Annotated in this window: 22 protein-coding genes; 4 read left to right on the top strand and 18 right to left on the bottom strand. The window is 64.3% G+C overall.

What is annotated here, in order from left to right:
• Positions 1-90: 90 nt before the first annotated feature.
• On the bottom strand, positions 91-384 hold the full coding sequence (locus DK254_RS06125) for a hypothetical protein (RefSeq protein WP_109933075.1): 294 nt from the start codon (positions 382-384) through the stop codon (positions 91-93).
• Between the two features lie 173 nt (positions 385-557).
• Between DK254_RS06125 and DK254_RS06120 the strand changes: the two genes are divergently transcribed.
• Entirely contained in the window at positions 558-2,423 is a 1,866-nt protein-coding gene (locus DK254_RS06120; protein ID WP_109933074.1) for a hypothetical protein, read from the top strand.
• Between the two features lie 306 nt (positions 2,424-2,729).
• Here the strand turns inward: DK254_RS06120 and DK254_RS06115 are convergent, their stop codons facing one another.
• Positions 2,730-3,419 (bottom strand): GNAT family N-acetyltransferase, encoded by a 690-nt coding sequence (locus DK254_RS06115; protein ID WP_109933073.1) that lies wholly within the window; start codon positions 3,417-3,419, stop codon positions 2,730-2,732.
• Positions 3,420-3,701: 282 nt separating this feature from the next.
• Here DK254_RS06115 and DK254_RS06110 point away from each other — a divergent pair, with 282 nt between their 5' ends.
• A complete protein-coding gene (locus tag DK254_RS06110) occupies positions 3,702-3,944 on the top strand; it encodes a YdcH family protein (RefSeq protein ID WP_058488385.1) in 243 nt (80 codons plus the stop codon).
• Positions 3,945-4,108: 164 nt separating this feature from the next.
• On the opposite strand, the gene DK254_RS06105 is transcribed toward DK254_RS06110, so the two are convergent.
• The 3 genes from DK254_RS06105 to DK254_RS06095 all read right to left on the bottom strand — a co-directional run bounded on the left by DK254_RS06105 (position 4,109) and on the right by DK254_RS06095 (position 7,310).
• Positions 4,109-5,107 carry a nitronate monooxygenase family protein gene (locus tag DK254_RS06105; RefSeq protein WP_109933072.1) on the bottom strand — a complete coding sequence of 333 codons (999 nt, stop codon included), beginning with the start codon at positions 5,105-5,107 and terminating at the stop codon, positions 4,109-4,111.
• 211 nt (positions 5,108-5,318) lie between these two features.
• Complete coding sequence (locus DK254_RS06100) at positions 5,319-6,413, bottom strand: polyamine ABC transporter substrate-binding protein (RefSeq protein WP_109933071.1); 1,095 nt, start codon at positions 6,411-6,413, stop codon at positions 5,319-5,321.
• Positions 6,414-6,494: 81 nt separating this feature from the next.
• Entirely contained in the window at positions 6,495-7,310 is an 816-nt protein-coding gene (locus tag DK254_RS06095; protein ID WP_109933070.1) for a carbon-nitrogen hydrolase family protein, read from the bottom strand.
• Positions 7,311-7,440: 130 nt separating this feature from the next.
• Between DK254_RS06095 and DK254_RS06090 the strand changes: the two genes are divergently transcribed.
• The gene (locus DK254_RS06090; protein ID WP_109933069.1) at positions 7,441-8,232 is read left to right on the top strand and encodes a helix-turn-helix transcriptional regulator; all 792 of its coding nucleotides are present in this window, start codon (positions 7,441-7,443) and stop codon (positions 8,230-8,232) included.
• A gap of 395 nt (positions 8,233-8,627) precedes the next feature.
• Here DK254_RS06090 and DK254_RS06085 read toward each other — a convergent pair whose 3' ends face one another.
• The 12 genes from DK254_RS06085 to DK254_RS06030 all read right to left on the bottom strand — a co-directional run bounded on the left by DK254_RS06085 (position 8,628) and on the right by DK254_RS06030 (position 20,146).
• Positions 8,628-9,872, bottom strand: coding sequence for an acetyl-CoA hydrolase/transferase family protein (locus tag DK254_RS06085; protein WP_109933068.1), 1,245 nt, complete (start codon positions 9,870-9,872; stop codon positions 8,628-8,630).
• 63 nt (positions 9,873-9,935) lie between these two features.
• Positions 9,936-10,214 carry a muconolactone Delta-isomerase gene (catC, locus tag DK254_RS06080; protein WP_109933067.1) on the bottom strand — a complete coding sequence of 93 codons (279 nt, stop codon included), beginning with the start codon at positions 10,212-10,214 and terminating at the stop codon, positions 9,936-9,938.
• 16 nt (positions 10,215-10,230) lie between these two features.
• Positions 10,231-11,529: an MFS transporter gene (locus DK254_RS06075; protein ID WP_109933066.1), complete on the bottom strand. Its 1,299-nt coding sequence runs from the start codon at positions 11,527-11,529 to the stop codon at positions 10,231-10,233.
• Positions 11,530-11,723: 194 nt separating this feature from the next.
• Positions 11,724-12,611 carry an acyl-CoA thioesterase II gene (locus DK254_RS06070; RefSeq protein ID WP_023101129.1) on the bottom strand — a complete coding sequence of 296 codons (888 nt, stop codon included), beginning with the start codon at positions 12,609-12,611 and terminating at the stop codon, positions 11,724-11,726.
• A 10-nt stretch (positions 12,612-12,621) separates the two neighbouring features.
• On the bottom strand, positions 12,622-13,323 hold the full coding sequence (locus DK254_RS06065) for a 3-oxoacid CoA-transferase subunit B (RefSeq protein WP_109933065.1): 702 nt from the start codon (positions 13,321-13,323) through the stop codon (positions 12,622-12,624).
• 2 nt (positions 13,324-13,325) lie between these two features.
• Positions 13,326-14,030, bottom strand: a complete 705-nt coding sequence (locus DK254_RS06060; protein WP_023101131.1) for a 3-oxoacid CoA-transferase subunit A — start codon at positions 14,028-14,030, stop codon at positions 13,326-13,328.
• Between the two features lie 184 nt (positions 14,031-14,214).
• Complete coding sequence (locus tag DK254_RS06055; RefSeq protein ID WP_109933064.1) at positions 14,215-14,916, bottom strand: SDR family oxidoreductase; 702 nt, start codon at positions 14,914-14,916, stop codon at positions 14,215-14,217.
• A 12-nt stretch (positions 14,917-14,928) separates the two neighbouring features.
• Positions 14,929-15,981: a cyclase family protein gene (locus DK254_RS06050; RefSeq protein WP_109933063.1), complete on the bottom strand. Its 1,053-nt coding sequence runs from the start codon at positions 15,979-15,981 to the stop codon at positions 14,929-14,931.
• Between the two features lie 124 nt (positions 15,982-16,105).
• The gene (locus DK254_RS06045; protein ID WP_109933062.1) at positions 16,106-17,008 is read right to left on the bottom strand and encodes a LysR substrate-binding domain-containing protein; all 903 of its coding nucleotides are present in this window, start codon (positions 17,006-17,008) and stop codon (positions 16,106-16,108) included.
• A gap of 127 nt (positions 17,009-17,135) precedes the next feature.
• Complete coding sequence (locus tag DK254_RS06040) at positions 17,136-18,026, bottom strand: MBL fold metallo-hydrolase (protein WP_109933061.1); 891 nt, start codon at positions 18,024-18,026, stop codon at positions 17,136-17,138.
• Between the two features lie 45 nt (positions 18,027-18,071).
• A complete protein-coding gene (locus DK254_RS06035; protein WP_109933060.1) occupies positions 18,072-18,941 on the bottom strand; it encodes an alpha/beta fold hydrolase in 870 nt (289 codons plus the stop codon).
• A gap of 8 nt (positions 18,942-18,949) precedes the next feature.
• The gene (locus DK254_RS06030) at positions 18,950-20,146 is read right to left on the bottom strand and encodes an acetyl-CoA C-acetyltransferase (protein WP_109933059.1); all 1,197 of its coding nucleotides are present in this window, start codon (positions 20,144-20,146) and stop codon (positions 18,950-18,952) included.
• A 282-nt stretch (positions 20,147-20,428) separates the two neighbouring features.
• Here DK254_RS06030 and DK254_RS06025 point away from each other — a divergent pair, with 282 nt between their 5' ends.
• Positions 20,429-21,667: an OprD family porin gene (locus DK254_RS06025; protein ID WP_023101139.1), complete on the top strand. Its 1,239-nt coding sequence runs from the start codon at positions 20,429-20,431 to the stop codon at positions 21,665-21,667.
• 249 nt (positions 21,668-21,916) lie between these two features.
• Here the strand turns inward: DK254_RS06025 and DK254_RS06020 are convergent, their stop codons facing one another.
• Positions 21,917-22,726: a CoA ester lyase gene (locus DK254_RS06020; RefSeq protein ID WP_109933058.1), complete on the bottom strand. Its 810-nt coding sequence runs from the start codon at positions 22,724-22,726 to the stop codon at positions 21,917-21,919.
• Between the last annotated feature and the right edge of the window lie 20 nt (positions 22,727-22,746).

Below are 22,746 nucleotides of genomic sequence, written 5' to 3'. Positions count from 1 at the left end.
TACTTGCCCCCGACCAGCTCGCCTCAAACGGGTTGTTTCCAGCTCATTGCAGCCCGCCGCCGATCCTGCCTTCGGAAGCAGACCTTGGCGTCAGCCCACTTCCTGGTCGGCTGCTGCCCCAGATAGCAGCAATTCCGAGTCGACAGGGCACTCTCGACCTAAGCGCATGTTCTCCAGTGCCTCCAGGGCAATCAGCAGTTCAGCGGCTGACTTGGAGGCATGCAGATCGACGCCGGTTTTGCTCTCCACCAGTTCGAGGAGAGCATCCCGCTTCAGCCCTGACTTCCGGGCCACCAGAAGGGCGCACGAGCGCGCGTGCGAAGCGCGGTGCGAGAATGGCTGGCTTTCATCCAGCAGCTTTCGTCTATGTGAATTGAACGACATTCCCTTCCCTGGCTATCAATGGTGTTCCCCTGTGCAGGGGCTGCTTTCGACCCGCAGCGGATTTTTCGCAAGTTCGTTCCTAGCCGGATAAGTGTCTCAACCCACTAGCCCCATTCCGCCTCAGGAAAAGTGAGATAAGCTTTGCTTATCTTACTTCGGATGGATCGCACGAAATGACAGAACAGGACGATGAGAAACCAGTAAGCCCTATGGATTTAGCTAGCGCGGAGGATTTCGAAGTGATCCTCGCTAGGTCGATCCTCTCCATGAGCAACTCTTTGCATTTCCACACCCTAGAGCGAGTGTTCCAGGACGCGGCGGGCGAGGCTGATGGGCGGGGCGATTCCTCCAGCGGAAGAGCTTATAGAGTTCTTGCTGTTGTATGTGGTTATCACTTCAATCCAACTAGAGCCGATACGTTCACGCCGCAGATTGTGATGGATGGGAAGAGAACCTTGATTCCGTCCGACTATTTTGGCGCTCAGCAGGATGTTCTGGTAGAGGTCGCCGAAAAGATTGATCACCCGTTGGTTAGGGCTCGGGTTGCTGATAGTTGCTGGTTTGTTCAAAAGAAACTCTATGCGATGGCTAGGCTTGCCATCGACTCTTACTTCTCAGCTGTTGAGTCATTTTTCAAGAAAGAACTTCTGTTCCAGTACGAGTCCGAGTCTTGGGTGCCCCACAAGGTGGTTGATCTTATCGAAAGAGCCATTTCGATAAGCGCATTCATCGGTCAGCGCAAAAAACCTTCAGCTAAGATGAAGGAGATCTTTGCGGTCTCGTATACAAAAGCTCAAGAAAATGGAGATCTAGTGTCATTTTGCAGGCTGGCTAATCTTGGCGAGCCGCATGCGCTAATTAGTTGGAATAAAATATCTAAAGACTCCGAGGAATTGGCTTCAAAGAATCTGGCAAAAAAGCATCCCGAGGCGGTAAAAAAAGTCTGGGAGTTGGCTGCTTATGCCTACAGCAGAGTTGGTGATAGTGCTGCTGCCAGGAACTGCAAGGAGCGAGCAGTAGATCAGATACTGCGAATGCGCGATGGAGCGACCTCCGCGATTGTGAAAGCGACCTGGACGAGGGATGCAATTGGCGCGCTCAGAAAAATTGGTAATGCACAGGAGCGGATTGACGCTCTGAAAAGAGAGTTGCAGGAATTCGAGCAGGCATCTCTTTCTGAGTTTGGGACGTTCAGAATTCCGATGGATTTGACTGCGGAACGCCAAGCCACCATCGACGAATTTGAGAGTCTAGACGTCCATGAAATGCTATTTCGGTTGGCATTCATTATACGTATTCCTGAAAAGTTCGAGCTTCACAGGCAGTGCTTGGAAGGGAGAAAGAATTCATTCCTCTCTTCATTTTTTGGAAAGAGCTTTTCAGATGCGAATGGGAAGGTAATTGCTAACGTGCCCTCAACTCCAATTGATGTAAATCCTTCTGTTGAGTGGTTTGACTACGAAAGCCTATCCAAGATTGATGTGGAGATTAATTACGCGGTTGAAGCTCATGTAAAGCCGGCCTGTATAACAATGTCTCGATATCAATCGATTGATGAGCGGCATTTGGAGTCGTTGACTTTTAATAGCCCATTTGTCCCTGCCGGGCATGAAGCGGTATTTGCGACCGGTTTTGCTCGGCTGATTCAGGGGGATATGGTTACTGCTTGCCATCTCCTAATTCCTCAGTTGGAAAACTCTCTCAGACATGTTTTAAACAGTCAGGGTAAGAGCACCGCCAAAATGAATGTGGATCTGACCCAGGAGGATCAATCTCTCAGTCAGATGTATTCGAATAAACGGGATGAACTTGAAAGCATATTTGGCTCCGATGTTGTATATGTTATACATCTTTTGTTCAACTTAAAGGGCGGGCACATGTTGAGGCATGAGATGGCTCATGGGAAGTTTACGACGGGTTTGTGCTTCCAGCCGGCCGCTATATATGCGTGTTGGATTATTTTCCACCTTGTTTGCTTGCCTCTTTATACGTATTGGGAACCCCACATTTCCAACGCTATTCAAGAGGTGGATCACTGAGCGATTGGCTTCAAGATCCGGGTGCGAGACCTATCAATCGAAATATTCTGGGGTGACGTTGCGATCCGGATGGTGGCGTTCTAGGACTGGCTGACGATGTTGATCGGCTCAGTCTTGATGATGCGCATCCTCTTCCAGTGCTTCCAGATAGATTGAGAGAAATATTTCTCAGATAAGAGAAGCCTGGCATGCCGGGCTTTTCACTTAATGGGTCGATGAAAAAGTATCTGATGAGGTTGTACTCGGCCCTCCGTGAACGTCCGCTCCTGGCCGGAAACGGACATTCAAGGCAGGAAAAATCGACCCTCAGTGAAGCGTAGGGAAACGCTCTTTCACCAATGCCTGAGCCTGGTAGGCCAACTGGTCGAGCAGGCGGTCGCGTTTGTTCTCGGCGTCGCTCATGGCCTTCTTGCCGCGTTGCTGCAGCAGGTAGGCGTGGATCTGCCGCACTTCCCTGGATTGGTAGATCGGGGCCAGGTCCTGTACCGCCACCATGCCGTCCGAGCGGTGGTCGCGGGTGTTCAGCAGCACCTGCGGCCCCTGCGCCGCCAGTACCTGGAAGCCCAGCGACTCGAAGACCGGCACCTTGCCCGCTACGCAGGCCAGCTCGGCGTGGGGCCGGTGCTCGACCATCTGCCGCAACATGGCCCGGGCAATGCCGCGGCGGCGGTGGCTGGCCTTGACGGCCAGGTAGGCCAGCGTGCAGGCCTCGGCGTCATCCAGGCTCGGCAGGTACAGGGCAAAACCCAGCACCTGGGAGGGATCGTCGTCATCCAGGGCCAGGATCAGCCGCGCGGGGCTCTCCGGGGTGCCGTTCATGGCCTGCAGGTACAGGTGTACCTCGTAGCCGATCACGTACTGGTACAGCTGATAGAGCGGATTGCTGGGCGTCAGCGGCACCGGGCTGATGTCGCTGAAGTAGTCCACCACCATCTGCAGAACCTGGCTCTTCAGGGATTCGGGTGGCGATGTGTCGAGGTTTGCAAGGGTGAACATCTGAAGCTGGCTCCGGGCATGCCCGATCGGGAAATCGGCGTTGGCGCCATTGTAACGCCCGCGGGCAGCCGGCGTTCTCGCCGTATCTGCGTGGGCGCTCAACGAAGGGGAGGGCGGATCGATTGTTGCCGTTGGTTTTCGGCTCGAGTCAGTCGGTGGGATCCGGCAGACACCGGCCAGGAGCGGACACGCCCTTTCTTTGCGCTGCCTTCAGTGATCTACCTCAACACTGGCCCAGCCCGGATCCTGCAAAGTGCTTTTTCACTCTCCTGGAGAACCCTCATGTTTCCCGAATTCCGCGAAAAGATTTCCCGCCTCAAGACCGAGGATCCGCATTTTGCAAAGCTCTTCCATAGCCACAACGATCTCGACCAGGAGATCAAGAACATGGAAGCTGGCATCACTCCCGCAACCCACGACACCATCGAGTCGCTGAAGAAGCAGAAGCTGCAGCTCAAGGACGAACTCTACGAAATTCTGCGCAAGAAAGACGGCTGCCAATGTGGACATGGCTGCGGCGGTTGATTAGCCCTGGGGCATAGATCTCGGCCTTCGATGCAACGGCAGAAATGCCGTGCACATATGTAACGCCCGCGGGTATCCGGCGTTCTCGCCGTACCTGCGTGGGCGCTCAACGAAGGGGAGGGCGAATCGATTGTCGACGTTGGTTTTCGACCTGCAGCGGACGTTCAGGCCTGGCAGCGGAGCCCTTCAAAGCGAAGCATCGCCTGCCGTGCATCGTCGAGAACTTCATCGAAGATGGCTTCCACCGGCTGTACGGCATCGGCAAATACCACTGACGGGCCATAGTCGAGCATGCCAAGGCTACTGTCGCCGGTCAGGTATGCCTGGGTGGTCAGCGCCCCCATGACATGCGGGCGGTAGCGTTCGAAGTCGCTGGTCCCCGTCGCATCCAGGGCTGCAACTGCTTTTGCGCTTTCGTTGTTCAGCACCCTGTGATGCTGTCGCAGCCCGGTCTTTACAATGACGCTATCGGTACCATCGCTTTCAACCAGCAGATCCTTGTATTGGCGGTGGATCCACAGTTCCTCGGAGACCAGCATCCTCGAACCCATCAGGACGGCGTCCGCCCCCATCATGAGCGTGGCAGCCAACTGGCGGCCGGTTCCCATTCCTCCGCCAATCACCAGCGGAATGGATATCTCTTTTGAGGCATGGGGCGCCTGGACCATGCTGCTGATGCCATAAGTACCCGGATGGCCTCCACAGTCATTGCCGACGACGATCACTGCATCCACGCCAAGCCGTTCAGCCGAACGCGCGTAACGGACCGCGGGAACCTTGTGCAGCACCTTGATACCCGCATCCCGCAGGGCTGGAAGAATACCTTCGGGACTTGCGCCAGAAGTCTCGACGCAGAGGACATCCTCTTCCGCGAGAATCTTCACTTGCTCCTGCAGGCGACCAGCCGCCTTGGCTTGCCCTGAAATGTAGAGGTTCACGCCGAACCGCTTTCCGCAAGTCAGCTGGCGGCACTTCCGAAGCTGCTCACGAAATTCTTCCGGATCAGGGAAGCCGGCGGCAACGATGAATCCCATTCCGCCGGCGTTGACTACAGCCGCGACATAGGTCGCGTCGGAGAGACCAGGCCCCATGCCTCCGCAAAGGATGGGATGGCGAATGCCGAGCATTTCAGTGATACGGGTCTTGAACAATGGGCTTTGCATGGGAGCACTCCAGTTCATTCACGACACGGGGCGGGCAAGCCGAGCCGGGCAAAGGAAATCGACCCCACAGGGTGGTGCCGCGCAGAGCCGGAAGGTTGCGATCTTATAACTGAACAATTGTTCAGCAGTAAAGTGCCCTGCGACGCCAATCGACCCAAAAAGGATGCGCAAGACACTCCTCGCACATCCTCCATGGCCTGGACCCAGCCCGTCAGGTACCTGTCTTGATCCTGGTCCACATGCGGGTACGCACGCGCTCGAGCCGCAGGGGCAGGGTTTCCAGCGGGTACAGGGTGCTCATGACTTCCTTGGACGGGTACAGCGCCGGGTTGTCGCGCAGCTGGGCGTCGATCAGGGCGGTGGCGTCCTTGTTGCCGTTGGGGTAGCCCACGTAGTTGGAGTTCCTGGCGGTGATCTCCGGGCGCAGGATGTAGTCCATGAAGGCGTAGCCCTGTTGCGGGTGAGGCGCGTCCTTCAGCAGCACCATGTTGTTCACCCACACCGGCGCGCCCTGGCGGGGGATGCTGTAGGCGATCCTGATGCCGTTGTGGGCGCGCTCGGCGGTCTGCTTGGCGCCGTAGACCGAACCTCCCCAGCCGACCACGGCGCAGATGTTGCCGTTGGCCAGGTCGGAGGGGAATTTCGAGGAGTCGAAGTAGCGGACATAGGGGCGGATGTCGCGCAGCAGCGCCTCGGCCTTCTTGTAGTCGTCGGGGTTCTTGCTGTTGGGCGGCAGCCCCAGGTAGTGCAGGGCGATGGGGATGATCTCCACCGGCGCGTCGAGCATGGCCACGCCGCACTCGCTCAGCTTGCTGATGTTTTCCTTCCTGAAGATCAGGTCCCAGGAGTCCACCGGGGCATCGGGCCCCAGCCGTTGCGCGACCTTGTCCAGGTTGTAGCCGATGCCGGTGGTGCCCCACATGTACGGTACCGCGTAACGGTTGCCCGGATCGTTCACCTGCAGCTTGCGCAGCACTTCGGCGTCCAGGTGCGGCCAGTTGCCCAGTTGCGAGCGGTCCAGCTCCTGCAGCACGCCGGCCTTGGCGAAGTTGGGGATCAGGTCGTCCGGGATGATGACCACGTCGTAGCCGCTGCGGCCGGCCATCAGCTTGCTTTCCATCACCTCGGCATCGTCGAAGACGTCCTGGACCAGCGTGGTGCCGGTGGCGGCCTGGAACTCCTTGGCGGTTTCCGGGGCGAGGAAGTCGGACCAGTTGTACAGGTGCACGGTCGGCGGCTCGGCATGGGCATTGCCCAGCGCGAGCAGGGAGGCCAGGCCGAGCGAGAAAAGACGCAGGTGTTTCATGGGGGCTCCTGGCCGGCCTGTCCCAGGGGAGACGGCCGGCGGTGTGCTTTTGTTGGCAGGTAGCGAAAGGTGCTGGTGAGGTCAGGGAATCAGCAGTTCATGACGCCCATCGGCGTGCTCGATGCGTTCCCCGGGCAGGCGGAAGCGCTTTTCCGCGTGGTAGTCGTAGAGTCCGCGGGCGCTGGCGACCTGGCTGAAGTCCAGCTCGACGAAGTGCCGGCACTCGCGGTTGCCGGCCTCGAACAGGGTATGGCCGAAGGGGTCGACCACCGCGCTGCAGCCGGCGAAGGTGATGGCGTCCTCGCCTTCGCCCACGCGGTTCACCACCACGGCGAACACCTGGTTCTCCTGGGCGCGGGCGGCGATCGAGGTGCGGTGCACGTGGCCGAAGGGCTCCATGTTGCCGTCGCTGACCAGGATCAGCTCGGCGCCCAGCTCGGCCAGGGCGCGGGCGCTTTCGGGGAACTCGCTGTCGTAGCAGATCAGCAGGCCGATGCGCACGCCGCGCCATTGCAGCGTGGCGAAGCGGTCGCCAGGCAGCACCAGGCCCGGCTCGGAGACCCACAGATGGGTCTTGCGGTAGCTCAGCAGCAGGCCCTCGGGGGCGACGAATACCGTGGTGTTGTAGAACTTGCCGCCGTCGTTCTCGATCAACCCGACGACCACTGCCACGCCGCGCTCCCGTGCGGCACGCTGTACCGCCTGCAGGCTCGGGCCATCCAGCGGTTCGGCGTTGCCGGCGATGTTCTGCGCGTTGAGGAAGCCGGTGATCTGCGCCTCGGGGAACACCACGATGTCCGTGTCCGGCGAGCAGCCGGCGATGGCCTGCAGGATGCGGTGGAGGTTGTACGGGGTGTCGCCGTCGCGGGCGGCTTGTTGCACGAGTTCAAGCTTCATTGTTCGGACCTTGTTGATGAACCGGGGCCACAGTGGGAAAGTCGGGGACTTTTCCGAGGGGCCGCTGCAAGTATGCGAACCGCCACCGAATTTCCTATTCCGCCGATTGATTAACCCCGGGGGTACCCGCATGAACCTGACGCTCCTGGACGTGGGCTGGCACCGGGCCTTCGGGCAACTGGCCGAACGCCTCGACCAGCCCGATTTCTGGCGCGCCATGGCCCAGGTGCTGGGCGACCACATGGCGCTGGGCAGCTGGGTGGCGCTGCTGTTCAGCGACGACCGCCCGCGGATATTCGCCGAAAGCCCCTACGAGGGCGGCGGTCCCGACCCGCTGTTCCACGACTACGTGCAGGGCCTGTACCTGCTCGACCCCTTCTACGTCGCCAACCGCGAGAAGCCGGCAAGCGGCCTGTTCCGCCTCTGCGAGGTGGCCCCGGAATGCTTCCGCGACACGGAATACTACCGGCTGTACTTCACCCACAACGTGGTCGAGGACGAGGTGCAGTACAACGTTGCCCTCGATGGGGAGCGCAGCCTGTGCCTGTCGCTGGGCAGCCGCTCGCGCTTCGAGCCGCAGCAGATCGCGCTGCTCGAGCTGATACGCCCCTGGGTCTGCGCGCTGATGCGCCAGCGCCTGTTCTTCGAGGCCGGCGTCAACGAGCCGCCCTCACGGCCAAGCGAACGCTGGCAGGGCAACCTGGAGCAGATGATGGCGCGCCTGGGCACGCCCCTGACCGCCCGGGAACTGGACGTCATCCGGCTCGTCCTCAGCGGCTGCTCCAACAAGGAGGCGGCGGCGAAGCTCGACATTTCCGCCGAGACCGTGAAGGTCCACCGGCGGCACGTCTACGCCAAGCTCAAGATCAAGTCGCAGTCGGACCTCTTCAAGATCTTCCATAACGCGCAGAGCACTCGCTAGCCCGGGCCGATAGCGGAGGGGCACAACGGCGGCTATCGGCTGTACTTGCCTGGGCCGCCAGGCATTCGAGAGGCGATGGATAGATTGCGGGGCAATCCCATTTTTCCCTAGTGGACGCCATGAGCACCGGTCGACGACGCCGAACCTCGACAACCGGTTCGACAAGGGCTGCCACCAAACCGTCGGCACTTCCGCCAACGGCAACCTCCACGGTGAACCGCGCAAGCCGGTGCTGGCCGTGCATGGCAAGTTCCGAGGAGGGCAGTTGCCTGGCTGGGGCCGGCGTCAAGGATCGTTTCCGAGCCTCAGCGGACATTCCTTCGAAGCTTCGATTTCTTCATGGCGGATTGCTGGGTCGTTAAAAGCGGAAGTCGAGCGTCATGCCCAGCGCGAGCTTAGAGCTGTGCCTCCAGCGCCGCACGGTGTCGCGGGTGGGCGATTTCCAGCATGCATGCCACTCTTTCCCGAATAGTCTTGCCACGTAAGTCGGCGACGCCGAATTCGGTGACGATCAACCCGGCGTCACTGCGCGGGATGGTGGCGGGGCCGTTGAGTCGGGCGACGATGCGGCTGCCGCTGCCTGCGGTGGAGGGCAGGGCGATGATGGGCAGGCCGCCTTTGGCGCGAGCAGCGCCGCGCAGGAAGTCCAAGGCGCCGCCCACGGCGCCGACGTAGCTGCCGGCGGCGACTTCCGAGTTGATCTGGCCGGTGAGGTCGACCTCCACGGCGGAGTTGATCGCCACGAAGCGGTCCAGGCTGGCGAGCACGTCCGCGTCGTGGGTATAGGCGGTAGAGCGCAACTGGATGGCCGGGTTGTCGTGGGCGTAGTCGTGGATCACCCGGCTGCCCAATAGCACCCCGCCTACGCTGGCATGCCGGTCGCGGCTCTTGCAGGCGTTGGTGATCACGCCGGCCTGCATCAGTTGCGCGACGCTGTCGCCCAGGCTGCCCGAATGCACACCCAGGTCGCGATGGGCGCGCAGGGCGCCGAGCACCGCGTCGGGGATGGCGCCGATGCCGATCTGCAGGGTGGCGCCGTCGTCGATCAGCTCGGCTATGTGCGCGGCGATACGGGTGTCCGCTTCGCGGATGCGCGCCGGGGGATTTTCCAGTGGGGGCCGGTCGGTGTGCAGGATGGCGTCGAGGTCTGCCTCGCCCAGTGTGCGTTCGCCGAAGGTGCGTGGCGCCTGCTGGTTCACTTCGGCAATGACCACCCGCGCATGATCCAGCGCTGGTAGCAGGTACTCGTGGGCGATGCCCAGGCTGTAGCGGCCATTGGCGTCGGCGGGTGCCAGTTGCAGCATCAGCACGTCGATGCGCAGGGCTCCGCTGGCGATCAGCCCGGGCAGTTGCGAATAGTGGCTGGGCAGGATGTCGAGCACCCCGGCGTTGCCCAGTTCGCGGTTGGCGCCGGCGCCGCAGTAGGCGAGGAAATCGACCACGTCGGCATGTTCGGGGCCACAGGTCCGGCTGCTGGCGATGCCGAGCATGACGCGGAAGCGGCCGATGCGCGCGCGTTGCTCCATCAGCGCCTGGGTCAGTGGCAGGGGTTCGGCGTTGGCCTGGCCCCAGAGCACGGTGTCGCCGGGGCGGATCAGTTCACTGAGGTCGAGCGCGTCCGCTTGCAGCAGCATTGGCATGGCGTGGCCGCATCCTGAAAGTCGTGGGAAGACGGCGGCGGCCCGGAAGAGCCGCCGCCAGAGTCAGGCGATGGAGGAGGGGTGCCTGGCCAGCGGGGTGACCTGTATCGCCATGAAGGGGAACAGCGGAAGGCTGGAGAGCAGAGCGTGCAGCTCGTCGTTGCTCTCTACGTCGAACACGCTGATGTTCGAGTACTGGCCGACGACGCGCCACAGGTGCGGCCATTTCCCCGAACGCTGGATTTCGGTGGCGCGGGCCTTCTCGGCGGCCTTGATCGCCTCGACTTCCTCGGCCGGGATATCGCGGGGAATGTTCACGTCCATTCTTACGCAGTACAGCATGGTGATTCCTCGGGTGTCAGAGTTTGCTCTGGGACAGTTGGGCGCCGCTGGAGGGCTCGCTTTCGCCGTCGTTCATGACCTTGGCGTCGACATCCTGCAGGCGTACGCCACGGGTTTCGGGCAGCAGCAGCACGGCGGTCACGGACAGTGCGTAGGCCACCAGGCAGAACGTGCCGATGGACTGCGCCAGGCCGATCTTCTCGGAGAGCACGCCGACGCCGGCGATGGACAGCGCGCCCAGGGATTTGCCCAGGTTGTAGGAGAAGCCCATGCAGGTGGTGCGCACATGGGTGGGGAAGAGTTCGCTCAGGAACGGGCCGAGCACCGCGAAGATGCCGGTGGCGAAAGCGCCCACGGGGAAGGCCATGGCCATCAGCAGTTCCGTACTCATCGGCACCAGCATGTAGACCACGGTGAAGATCCAAGCGCCGACGCTGAACAGCAGCAGGGCGGGGCGACGGCCGTAGCGGTCGGCGATCCAGGCGGTGACCATGAAGCCGGCGAAAGCGCCCGCGCACATGATCAGCATGGTGAAGATCACCGGGCCAGGCTTGAGCCCGCGCTCGGAGACCATCAGCGTCGGCAGCCAGGCCATGATGGTGTAGGCGGCGGCCTGCAGGCCGGTGACCAGTACGGCGGCCAGCAGAGTCAGGCGGATCACGGCGGGGCGGAAGGCGGAGAGCATCGAGGCCTTCTCTTCTACCTTGGCGGTGGCTTGCCGGTAGATCTCCGGATCTTTCACGTGGCGGCGGATGAACAGCACGAAGCCAGCCGGAATCACGCCGACCCAGAAGGCCACGCGCCAGGCCAGATCCTGCGGCAGCCAGGCGAGCAGGCCAGTCATGATCACCGCGGCGGCGGCCCAGCCCAGGGCGAAGCCGCTCTGCACGAAGCCCAGTGCCTTGCCACGGTGTTCCGGGCGGATGACCTCGGCCATCAGCGCCGCGCCGACCGCCCACTCACCACCGAAACCCAGGCCCTGCAGGGTGCGGATCACCAGCATCTGCTCATAGCTCTGGGTGAAGCCGGCGATGAAGCCGAACAGGGTGAACCAGCAGATGGTGAAGATCAGGATGCGCACACGGCCATAGCGGTCGCTGAGGATGCCGGCGATCCAGCCGCCTAGGGAGGCCGAGAGCAGCGCGGCGGTGCCGACGATGCCGGCCTCGCCCTTGGAGATCTGCCAGACCGCCATCAGCGCCGGCAGCAGGAAGCTGAACATCTGCGCGTCGTAGGTATCCAGCGCCCAGCCGGAGAAGCAGGCCCAGAAGGTCTTGCGCTCCTGCCGGGAGCCGGTTTTGTACCAGTCGAACATGGTGATTACCGTCCTTATTGTTATTGGGTGTCGGTTCGCGGCGCGTGGCCGCGGTTGCCGCGTTTGGGTGGCGCTCGTCGTGCGAGCTGACCGCCAGGCGGGCGGGGGCTCAGTTCGTGAAGCGAGCATGCGGCAGATTGCTTCGCGCGCCCATTTGCCTTTGCGAAAGCCTGCCTTTGGGTCGGGTTAAGCGGTCAGTCGGTCCTCGGAGAAATCAGCAGGTCCTGGGCCATGCTGGCGATCAGACGGCCGTCGCGGCGGTAGATGTGCGCCAGCGCCAGGCCGCGTCCGGCCAGGCTGCGGGTGGCCTGGCTGACGAACAGTAGCCAGTCGTCGCAGGCCGGTTCGGGGGTGTGGAACCACAGCGTGTGATTGAGGTTGGCGACGTAGTGCCGTTGCCACAGCTCCCTCGCACCCGCAGGGGGTGTCAGGGCGCCGTTGAACCAGCAGTCGGAGAGATACGCAAGCGCCGCATGGTGCAGGCAACCTTCGGCCGTCAGCGGTTGCAGCAGGCGTACCCAGTAGGCGATTTCGTTCTGCGACGGTGTGCGGCCGAAGTACACCGCGGGGTTCACCGGGCGGATATCCAGCAGTGGTTGCCCGGTGAAACGCACCTGCGCCGCCTCGCCCTGGCCGGGGTAGCGCTCGGCCAGTTCGCGCAGGTCCGGCAGGCTTTCCGGGGGCGGGACCTCGCGCTCTAGGCGTGGTGTCGCATCGATGCATTCGCCGGGGTGCTGGAAGGTCGCGTGGGCGCTGAGCACCAGCGCGGTGCCCTGCACGCCATAGATGTGCCGGCTGGAGAAGCGCCGGCCATCCTGCAGCGCTTCCACCTTGTATTCCAGCGCGTCCTCGGGGCGCGCGCCCTGCAGGAAAGTGGCCTGCAGGGTACTGGGCACTCGGTGCGGCACGGTCTGCGCGGCGGCCCAGAGGGCCTGGCCGAGCAGTTGTCCGGCGTACACGCGGCCGTTGACGTTGCTGTCGTTGACGGTGGCGCGGAAGGTGTCCTGCGGGCCGTCTTCCAGGCTCAGCAGCTGTGTCAGATCGCCCTGATCCCAGGCTCTTGCACGGTCGAAGGTGCTCACGGCGGCGTCCTCAGGTGGAGCCCAGCGCCCGCTCGGCGCTCGGGCTCAAGGCCCGCGCAGGGCGGCTGCGCAGCGTGGAGAAGTCCAGCGGGATCGGTGTGACGGCCTGCAGCGCCTCGGCCGTGGTCTCGCCCGCCAGCTCGATGACCTGCACGCCCTCGGCGGTGATCTCCAGTGTGGCGAGGTCGGTGTACACGCGGCTGACGCAGCCGATGCCGGTGAGCGGGTAGGTGCAGTGTTCGATGAGCTTGCACGCTCCGTCCTTCGCCAAGTGCTCCATCATCACGAAGATACGCTTGGCGCCGATGGCCAGATCCATGGCGCCCCCGACGGCAGGGATGGCGTCCGGCGAGCCGGTGTGCCAGTTGGCCAGGTCACCGTTGGCCGCAACCTGGAAGGCGCCGAGCACGCAGATGTCCAGGTGGCCACCGCGCATCATGCCGAAGGAGTCGGCATGGTGGAAAAACGCCGCGCCCGGCGACAGGCAGATGGGTTCCTTGCCGGCGTTGATCATATCCCAGTCTTCCTCGCCGGGCTTGGCACCGGTCCAGCGGCCGAGCACGCCGTTCTCGCTGTGCAGGAAGATGTCCTTGTCCGCCGGCAGGTGGTTGGCCACCAGGGTCGGCAGGCCGATGCCCAGGTTGACGTAGGCGCCTTCGGGGATGTCGCGGGCCACGCGGGCGGCCATGGCGTTGCGGGTCTGTTTGTCCATGCTCAACCTGCCTTGCTGCGGTCGACTTCACTGGGGGCGACGGCGCGGGTGCGCTGCACGATGCGTTTGACGAAGATGCCTGGGGTGACCACCTGCTCCGGGTCGATCTCGCCCAGGGCGCAGACGCGGCCCACCGAGGCGATGGTGTGGCGCGCGGCCATGGCCATCACCGGGCTGAAGTTGCGCGCGGTCTTGCGGTACACCAGGTTGCCCCAGCGGTCGCCGACCTCGGCGTTGATCAGCGCGTAGTCGACGTGGATCGGGGTTTCGAACACGTAGTGGCGGCCGTCGATCAGGCGGGTTTCCTTGCCTTCGGCGAGCAGGGTGCCGTAGCCGGTGGGGGTGAAGAACCCGCCGATGCCGCAGCCGGCAGCGCGCAGGCGCTCGGCGAGGTTGCCCTGGGGGACGATCTCCAGCTCGATTCTGCCGGCACGGTACAGTTCCTCGAACACGTGGGAGCCGACCATGCGCGGGTAGGAACAGAGAATGCGGCGCACGCGGCCGGCCTTGAGCAGAGCGGCCAGGCCGGTATCGCCCTGGCCGGCGTTGTTGCTCACCAGGGTGAGGTCACGCGCGCCCTGGGCGATCAGCGCGTCGATCAGGTCTTCGGGCATCCCGGCACCGCCGAAGCCGCCCACGGCGATGATCGCGCCGTCGGGAATCTCGGCCAGCGCCTGGGCGGCACTGGGGCAAAGCTTGTCGATCATGACTGCGGGTCCTTTTTCGTTTTCATCGCGGGCGGATGCGGCCTTTTCCGGCCTTCATCACGCCTGGAAACCAGCTTGCCAGCGCGCCCTGGGGGTCACAATTTCAGTCTGCGGAAGGGGTGTTTAACCGCGGATTAACAAGCTGCTGGCCCGCTGATGAGGCGGGCCAGCGGGGTGATGCAGGTCAGACGGCGGCTACGCCGACGGTCATGCCGCCGCACACGTAGAGCACCTGGCCGGTGACGAAGCCAGCGCGTGCATCGAGGAAGAACGAGGCCGCCTGGGCGATGTCGTCCGGCACGCCCAGGCGCTTGACCGGCACGCTGTCGATGATCGCCCGGGTGCGCGGGCTGTCCGGCGGGTTGGCGCGCTCGAACAGCTCGGTGCGGATGGGGCCGGGGCCGATGGCATTGGCGGTGATGCCATGCCGGCCCAGCTCCAGCGCCCAGACGCGGGTCATGCCCAGCAACCCGGCCTTGGTGGCCGCGTAGGCACTGCGCAGCTCCTTGCCCAGCGCGGCGCGCGAGGACATGTTGAGGATGCGCCCGAAGCCGGCGGCCTTCATGCCCGGCAGCAGCGCCTGCATGCACTGCAGCGAGCAGCGGACGTTCAGCGCCCAGACCCGCTCCAGTTCTTCGAAGCTCTGCTCGTCGGCGGGATTGGGGCAGACCATGCCGACGTTGTTCACCAGGCGGGTGATCGGGCCATCGGCCAGGGCCTGTTCGAGGGCGGCGGCGGTGGCGCGGGTATCGCTCAGGTCGGCGATCAGGCCGTCGCCGATGCGGTCGATGATCACCGGCTCGAAGCCGTCATCGCGGCAGCGTTGGGCGATGGCCGCGCCGATACCGGAGGCGCCTCCGGTAATGAGCACGCGTTCTCTGGGCATGATGGAACTCCGTCAGACTGTGGCGATGGGGTTGAGCGGGGCGCCCACGGCGCCGGGCAGGCGCAGTGGCGGGGCGGTGAGCAGGAAGCGGTTGCGGCCGTTGGCGCGCAGCCAGTTGGCCAGCGGCGTGAGGTGCCAGAGTTCGCCCAGGTGTACCCCCAGCTTGAACAGGCAGTGGTGGTGCAGCGGCATCACCGAGCAGCAATCACCGGCATGGCCGGCGGGGAAGATTTCCACCGAGTAGTTGTCGGCGGCGATGGCCACCAGGTTGCTGTCGGTGATCCAGTTCAGCAGCCGCGAATCATGGCCGTCGAGCACGGCGGCCAGCCGATCCAGTTCCGCCGGGTCGGGGTTGCGGTTCATCCCCAGCAGGGCTTCGGCGTAACCGGTATGCAGGCAGACGATGTCGCCGGCCTCGACTTCCACGTTGTCGGCGTCCATCACCCGCATCAGCTCGTCGTAGCCGATGTGTGTGCGCTCGAGGCCGAAGTGGTGGTGCAGGTCGATCAGCACGCCGCGGCCCTGCACGCAGGTCTCGGCCATGCGCTCGATGCCCAGCGCGTGGGCGCAGGAGGTGCTGTGGGGCTTGATCGGCCCGGCGATACCGCAGTCCTGGAGGTCGCTGGGGCCTTCGACGTCGCCGCCAGCGCTGAAACCGTTGTAGTACAGCGGCTCGGGGACGCCGTCGTCATTGGCGTCGAACAGCGCGCCGACATGGGAGAGCGCATCCCACTGGGTGGAGTACTGCAGGTGGAGGATCGCCAGATCATCGCTGAGCACGTCGGGGCGGCCTTCCTGGATCCACTGGTACTGGTAGTTCATGTTGACCCCGCCCTTGCGCAACAGCGGGCGCAGGATCGGCGGCAGGCGGTTGACGTTCATCGCGTTGCCGCCCGGGTAGTCCAGCGGCAGGCTGAGGCAGAAGGCCAGCCCCTCGCGCACTTCGGCGATGCCCTGCAGTACCTTCTGCGGCGTCAGCAGGTTCAGCCGGCCCCTCTGGTCGTCGGGGCCGAAGTCGCCCCAGTTCGAGCCCTCGGGGCGTTTCTTCCAGCGTTGTTCGGCCATGGGTGGTCCTTGTCATTATTGGTGGCGGAGCGCCCCGGAACGTGGCGCGTCCTTGTGCAACAAGGCTCCCAGACTCGCTTGGGGTGGACAATTGGCCTCTTCGAAAGGGGGACTTAACCTGGGGTTAAGCCGCGCGATAGCAGTCGATCAGGCTGTCGGCGAAGTCGCGGGCGAAGGCCGAGAGGCCGTCGAAGTCCTGGGCGCAGAGCTGGAAGGTGCGCACCGCCCAGGGGTCGAGCAGCTTGCACGAGCCGATTCTCTGGCTGCCCTTGAGCCGCTCGAAGCCGGCCTGGGGCACGATGGCGATGCCGGCGCCGGCCTCGACCATGCGGAAGATGGCATCGGAGCTGGCGACCTGCACGCGGATGGTCAAGGGGATGTGCAGCGCCGCCGCCGCGCGGCTGAGGAAGACGTGGATGGCGCTGCCTTCGAGCAGGGAGACGAAGGCGTATTGCAGGGCTTGCTTGAAATACACTTCGCCGCCTTCGAGGATCGGGTGGCCTTCGGGGGCGATGACCATCAACCGGCTGCTCACCAGCGGCACGCTCTGCAGGCCGTCGGTGACCACGCTGCCGGAGACGATGCCCAGGTCCGCGCTGCCATCGCGGATGCAGCGCACGATGTCGTCGCTCAGGCGCTCGCGCATATCGATGTGCACGTCGGGGTGGGTCTTGAGGTATTCGCCCACCACTGGCGGCAGGTATTCGGTAATGGCCGTGGTGTTGGCCAGCAGGCGCAACTGGCCCTTGAGGCCTTCGGCGTACTGCTGCAGGTCGCCGGTGAGCATCTCCAGCTGGGAAAGAATGATGCGCGCGTGCTGCAGGTAGGTCTTGCCCGCGTTGGTCAGGGTCACGCCCTGGGGCGAGCGCTCCAGCAGACGCATGCCGAGGTTGTCCTCGAGGTTCTTGATGCGGTTGCTGGTGGCTGGCACGGAGAGGAAGGAGCGCTCCGCGCCGCGGGTGAGGCTGCTGGTTTCCGCGATGTTGATGAACAGCCGGAAATCCGTGATATCGAAATGCATCGCCATGGTCAGGTACTTCTTGCCAAGTGGTATGCCACGGTACTGGCTGGTGAATGGCCTGCATAGACGGTGTTCGTCGCTCCGGCGCCGCCATGCACGGCCCGCGCCGCATGGGGCGGCGCGGGCGACGGGCTCACCAGTGCGCCGCCTCGAAGCGGAAGCCCTCGCCCTGGCGGCGGATGAAGCCGCAATGGGGCTCGCCGAAGTGCACCGGCAGGATCAGCGCGCCGGAGTCGGCGGCTTCATTGAGGAAGGCCAGGCGCGTCTGCCGGGCGGTGTCTTCCCAGATGCAGTAGCCGGAGTTGATGTCCGGGCGGACGATCTGCACCGGGCTGTGCAGGATGTCGCCGCAGAAGATGCCTTCCTCGTTGCCGGAGCGTACCTTGAAGATTACCTGGCCGGGGCTGTGGCCGGGCGCTGCCTGCACCTGCAGGCAGTCGGCGATTTCCTCGCCGGGTACCATCATCCGCGCAAGGCCGGCATCGACGATGGGCATCACGCTGTCGAAGAAGGATTCGCCGAACACGTCGATGACACCGCCTTCCTTGTTCTTGCCCTGGTGGCAGAAGTCGAAGTCGTCCTTGGGGAAGTGGTAGGTGGCGTTGGGGAAGGTCGGCTCCCAGCGCCCGTCCTTCCAGGTGGTGTTCCAGCCCACATGGTCGGCGTGCAGGTGGGTGATGACCACATGGGTGACTTTCTCCGGCGGCGCGCCGGCTGCAATCATCCACTCGCGCACCAGGCCGTTGAGCATGTTCATCCGCGCGATGCCCGGGCGCGGCTTGAAGTTGCCGACGCCGGTGTCGATCACCACGATCTCGCTGCCCACGTGCACGATCCAGAACTGGATGGTGACGATCAGCTTGTTCATGTGCGGAATCCAGTGGTTCGGCGCCATCAGCTCGCGGTGTTCTTCCAGCACCTGGCTGTCCATCTGCGGGAAGAGGAACGCCGGGTCGTGGGTGGGGCCTGCGTATTCGAGTATGCGGGTGACCTTGATGTCACCGATCTTGCGCGACTGCATCATGGGGCGTGGTTCCTCATTGTCGTTGTTCTGCTATCACGGTGTGCTTCAGGCGGCATGGCCACTGGCGCCGACGCGGTGCTGCGGGTGCTCGATGAACGCCCGGTAGAGCGTCGAGCCGGACAACCCGGCGCACACATAACCGCGCACCAGCGCGGCGACCAGTCGGGGGCTCTGCAGCGGCATGAAATGCCCGGAGGCTACCTGCAAAGGCTCGATCTGTGCAGCGCATCGGGCCAGGCGGTCTATTTCTGACGGGGGCCGCAGGGCGTCGTATTCGCCGGCCACCAGCAGGGTGCGTTGCGGAAGGCGGGGCAGGTCGTTTTCCAGTTCCAGGCCGGCAAGCATGGCGAAGGTCGCGGCGAAGCCCTGGGGATCGGCGGCGCGCCAGCGCAGGCGGAAGGCGTCGAAGCGCCCGGCATCGGTGCGCAGCGGGGCAGGCCAGGTTTTTTCCAGCAGCGCCGGCACCAGTTCGCCCAGGCCTTCTTCACGCAACGCGGCAGCGCGCCGGCGGGTGGCATCGCGAGCCGAAGCGGCGACCCCGCAGGCCGGCGCCAGGCCGATCAGCTGCTGGCAGCGCCCGGGATACCGGGCGGCGAAACGGATGGCGATGGCCGCACCGACAGCGACACCCATCAGCGCGACGGGGGTATCGATCCGCAGCGCGTCGAGCAGGGCTGCCAGGTCGGCCACGTGATCGTCGATGGCCAACTCGCCGGGAAATTTTTCCGACAGCCCGGCGCAGCGGGTGTCGTAGCGCAGCAGCGTGAGTTCGCCGGCCAGGGTGGCGCAGAGGTCGTCCCAGCTTTCCAGGCTGCCGCCCATCTCGTGGATGAGTACCAGCACCGGCGTGTCGGGGCGTTCGGCTGGCAGCAACTGGTAGCGCAGGGCGGCCTGGTTGACTTCGATCCAGTTCATGCCCGTCCTCACACCCGTTCGAACAGCGCGGCCATGCCCTGGCCGCCGCCGATGCACAGGGTTTCCAGTCCGTAGCGTGCGCCGCGGCGCTGCATCTCGTGGAGCAGGGTGGTCATGATGCGCACGCCGGTGGCGCCGATCGGGTGGCCCAGGGAGATGCCCGAACCGTTGACGTTGACCCGCTCGTCATCCTCCAGGCCCCAGGCCTTGAGCACGGCCAGTGCCTGGGCGGCGAAGGCTTCGTTGACCTCGATCAGGTCCATCTCGGCCAGCGTGCGCCGGGTGCGTTGCAGCAGCTTCTCCACCGCCGGCACCGGGCCGATGCCCATGCGCGCGGGGTCGCAGCCGGCCGCCGCCCAGTCCACCAGGCGCGCCAGCGGCTTGAGGTTGTGGCGTCGGGCATAGTCCGGCGAGACCACCAGGCAGGCCGCCGCAGCGTCATTCTGCTGGCTGGAATTGCCCGCCGTGCACACGCCGTCAGGCAGCAGCACGCGCAGGCCGGCCATGCTTTCCAGGCTGGCGTCCTCGCGGATGCCTTCGTCCATCGATACGGTGGTTCGACTGCCACGCCTGCCGGGTACGTCGATCGCTACCACTTCTTCGGCGAAGCGTCCGTCACGCCACGCGGCGGCGGCATTGTGGTGGCTGCGCACGGCGAAGCGGTCGGCTTCCTCGCGGCTGATGCCGTAGTCGCGGGCCAGGTTCTCGGCGGTCTCGGGCATGCCGGAGATGTAGCCGAAGCGCTCGTGCGGCTGCGAGCGCTCGCGGCCGCGCTCCAGGCGGTCGTGGAACTTCACGCTGCCGGCGCGGGCGCCCCAGCGCATGTCGGTGCTGTAGTACTCGATGTTGCTCATGCTCTCCACGCCCACCACCAGCACCGCCTGGGCGTGGCCGGTCTGCACGTGCATCGCCGCGTCGGCCAGTGCCTGCAGGCCGGAACCGCAGCGGCGGTCGAGGGTATAGCCGGGCACTTCCAGCGGCAGGCCGGCGGCCAGCGCGGCATAGCGGCCCATGCAGGGAGCCTCGCTGGAGGCATAGGACTGCGAGACGATCACCTCGTCCAGCGTCGCCGGGGAAATGTCCAGGCGCTGCAGCAGGGCCTGGATGATGCCGGCGGCGAGCTGGTCGGCGGTCAGCGGGGCGAGGGCGCCGCCGAACTTGCCGATGGGGGTTCGCAGGGGAGAAACGATCAGCGCGTCGTGCATGGGGTCGGCCTTGTTCTTGGGGGAATGGGCTTGCCAGGGGAATGCCAGCCAGCATGGGCAAGGTGACGCGGGCGGGGCAATTTCGCATCGCAAAAGCCTGCCTTCCGCATTGCTTAAGTCGCCGCGCCCGCCTGGGCTGCGAGGCGCTCTTCGTTTTCGTGAAACGGCTCCTTAAGAAAAACCCAATACCTGTCCGTGCCTTCGCGTTTGCATCCTTCTGCGCACCCCGGCGTTCCCCTTCCGGGTCATTCGAAAACAACAACAACCAACACGGATACCTCCATGCAGAATCCTTCTCTGGCCCGGCTCTGCGGCCTGCTCGCGCTGCCGCCGGCCCTGGCGCTCCCGGCGCTGGCCCATGCCGACTTCATCAAGGACAGCAGCGTCAACCTCGGCCTGCGCAACATCTACTTCAACCGCGACTTCCGCCAGGACAACGCGCCGCAATCCAAGCGCGAGGAATGGGCCCAGGGCTTCATGTTCAGCGCCAAGTCGGGCTACACCGAAGGCACCGTCGGCGTGGGGCTGGAGCTGTACAGCGCGCTGGGCCTGAAGCTCGATTCCTCCGACGCCCGCGCCGGTACCGGCCTGCTGCCCAACCGCTTCGGCGATTCCGGCCCCGGCAGCTACAGCGACCTCTCGGGCGTGGCGAAGATGAAGATCGCCAGGACCGAGCTGAAGGTCGGCGGCTTCACCCCCAAGACGCCGGTGCTGCTCTCCAGCGATGCGCGCCTGCTGCCGCCGATCTACAACGGCGCCACGCTGACCTCCAGCGACATCGACAACCTGACCCTGGACCTGGGCCGTTTCGACAAGGTCAACTTCCGCAACTCCAGTGGCAACCACGACGAGATCATCGCCGGCAACTACAACGTCAGTGGTGATCACTTCGACTACTTCGGCGCTACCTACGCCTTTTCGCCGACGGTCAACCTCGCCTACTGGCGTGCCGAACTGCAGGACGTCTACGAGCAGAACTACCTGGGCTTCCAGGGCAGCCGCAAGGTGGGCGACTGGGTACTGAGCGCCAACCTGGGCTACTTCGATTCCTCGGAGAACGGCGCTGCCCGTGGCGGGGACATCGACAACGGCCTGACCACCGCGATGCTCTCGGCCAACTATGGCGCGCAGACCTTTCGTGTCGGCTACCAGGACAACAGCGGCGATAGCCCCTTCCCGTACCTGCAGGATGCCGACACCTACGGCGCCAACGTGGTGCAGATCCTTGATTTCACCCGTGCGCAGGAAACCTCCTGGCAGGTGCGCCATGACCTGGACTTCAGCGCCTTCGGCATCCCCGGCCTGACCATGATCAACCGCTACATCCGTGGCGACGGCTATGAGATCGGCGGCAAGGCCGGCAAGGAATGGGAGCGCAACCTGGACATCACCTACGTGGTGCAGAGCGGCCCGCTGAAGAATTTCGGCGTGCGCTGGCGCAATGCGACGGTGCGCTCCGATGGCGCCGGCGAGCTGGACGAGAATCGCCTGATCCTCTCTTACACGCTGTCGCTGAAATGAGTCGCGGGGCCGCCTTCCACAAGAAGGCGGCTGCCCGATCCACCGGCTTGCCCGGTGCGCCCGGACGGCGAGCCACCCCTTGCCGATGCCGGAATCCCGACCCTGAGGTAAACGCACGCCCGGTCTCCACGATGGACCGGGCGTTCGTGTTTGCGCTGCCTGGATATCTACCTGCAAGCGCATCTGTGGTTTGGCGGCGGTGTAAAAAAAAGCCGGCCACGAGGGCCGGCGCAAGCGAGGTCGGTACTGTCAGTCGTGCAGCGCGAGCAGGCGCCGGGCGCGTTCGATCACCGGTGCATCGACCATCTGCCCGTCCAGTTGGAAAGCACCATTGCCTTGGGCCGCGCCGACGATCTTTTGTGCCCAATCCAACTGTTCACGGGTTGGCGCCAGCGCCTGGTGCACGCCGATCACCTGGCGCGGGTGGATGCACAGCATGCCGGCGAAACCGGCATCTCGGGCATCGCGGGCGAAGTGGGCGAGGCCCTCGAGGTTGGCGATCTCGGGAAACACGGTGTCCAGTGGCGCGGCGAGGCCGGCTAGGCGGGTGTGCAGCAACAGCTCGTAGCGCACCTGGTCGAGCAGGCGTGTTGCGACCGGGGTACCCGCGCTGATGCCCAGGTCCAGGCACAGGTCGAGGCCGCCGAAGGTCAGGCGCTGCACGCCGGCAACCCGTGCCATTTCCGGCAACGCCCGCAGGCCCAGGGCGCTCTCGACGATGGGCAGTACCGGTTTGCCGACCGTGGCGGCATTGACCACCTGCTCGACGCTTTCCGACTTGGGAAGCAGCAGGCCGACCACGCCACGATGACGGCACAGGTCGAGGTCCGCATCGTATTCCCGGTGCCCGGCCATGTTCACCCGTACCCAGACGCCGGCGTCGGGGTGGGCGTCGAGGAAAGCGCGCAGATGTTCGCGCGCCTGGGCCTTGGCGGACGCCTGCACGGCATCCTCCAGGTCGACGATCACGGCATCGGCGCCGCTGGCCAGGGCCTTGGCGAAGCGCTCCGGGCGATCTCCCGGCACGAACAGCGCGCTGCGCAGCTTGTCCAGTTGCATGTGGCCTCCGTCAGAACGAG

The organism is Pseudomonas sp. RW407, assembly GCF_003176655.1.
Lineage (GTDB): Bacteria > Pseudomonadota > Gammaproteobacteria > Pseudomonadales > Pseudomonadaceae > Pseudomonas > Pseudomonas delhiensis.
This window is presented reverse-complemented; position numbering and strand designations above follow the sequence as displayed.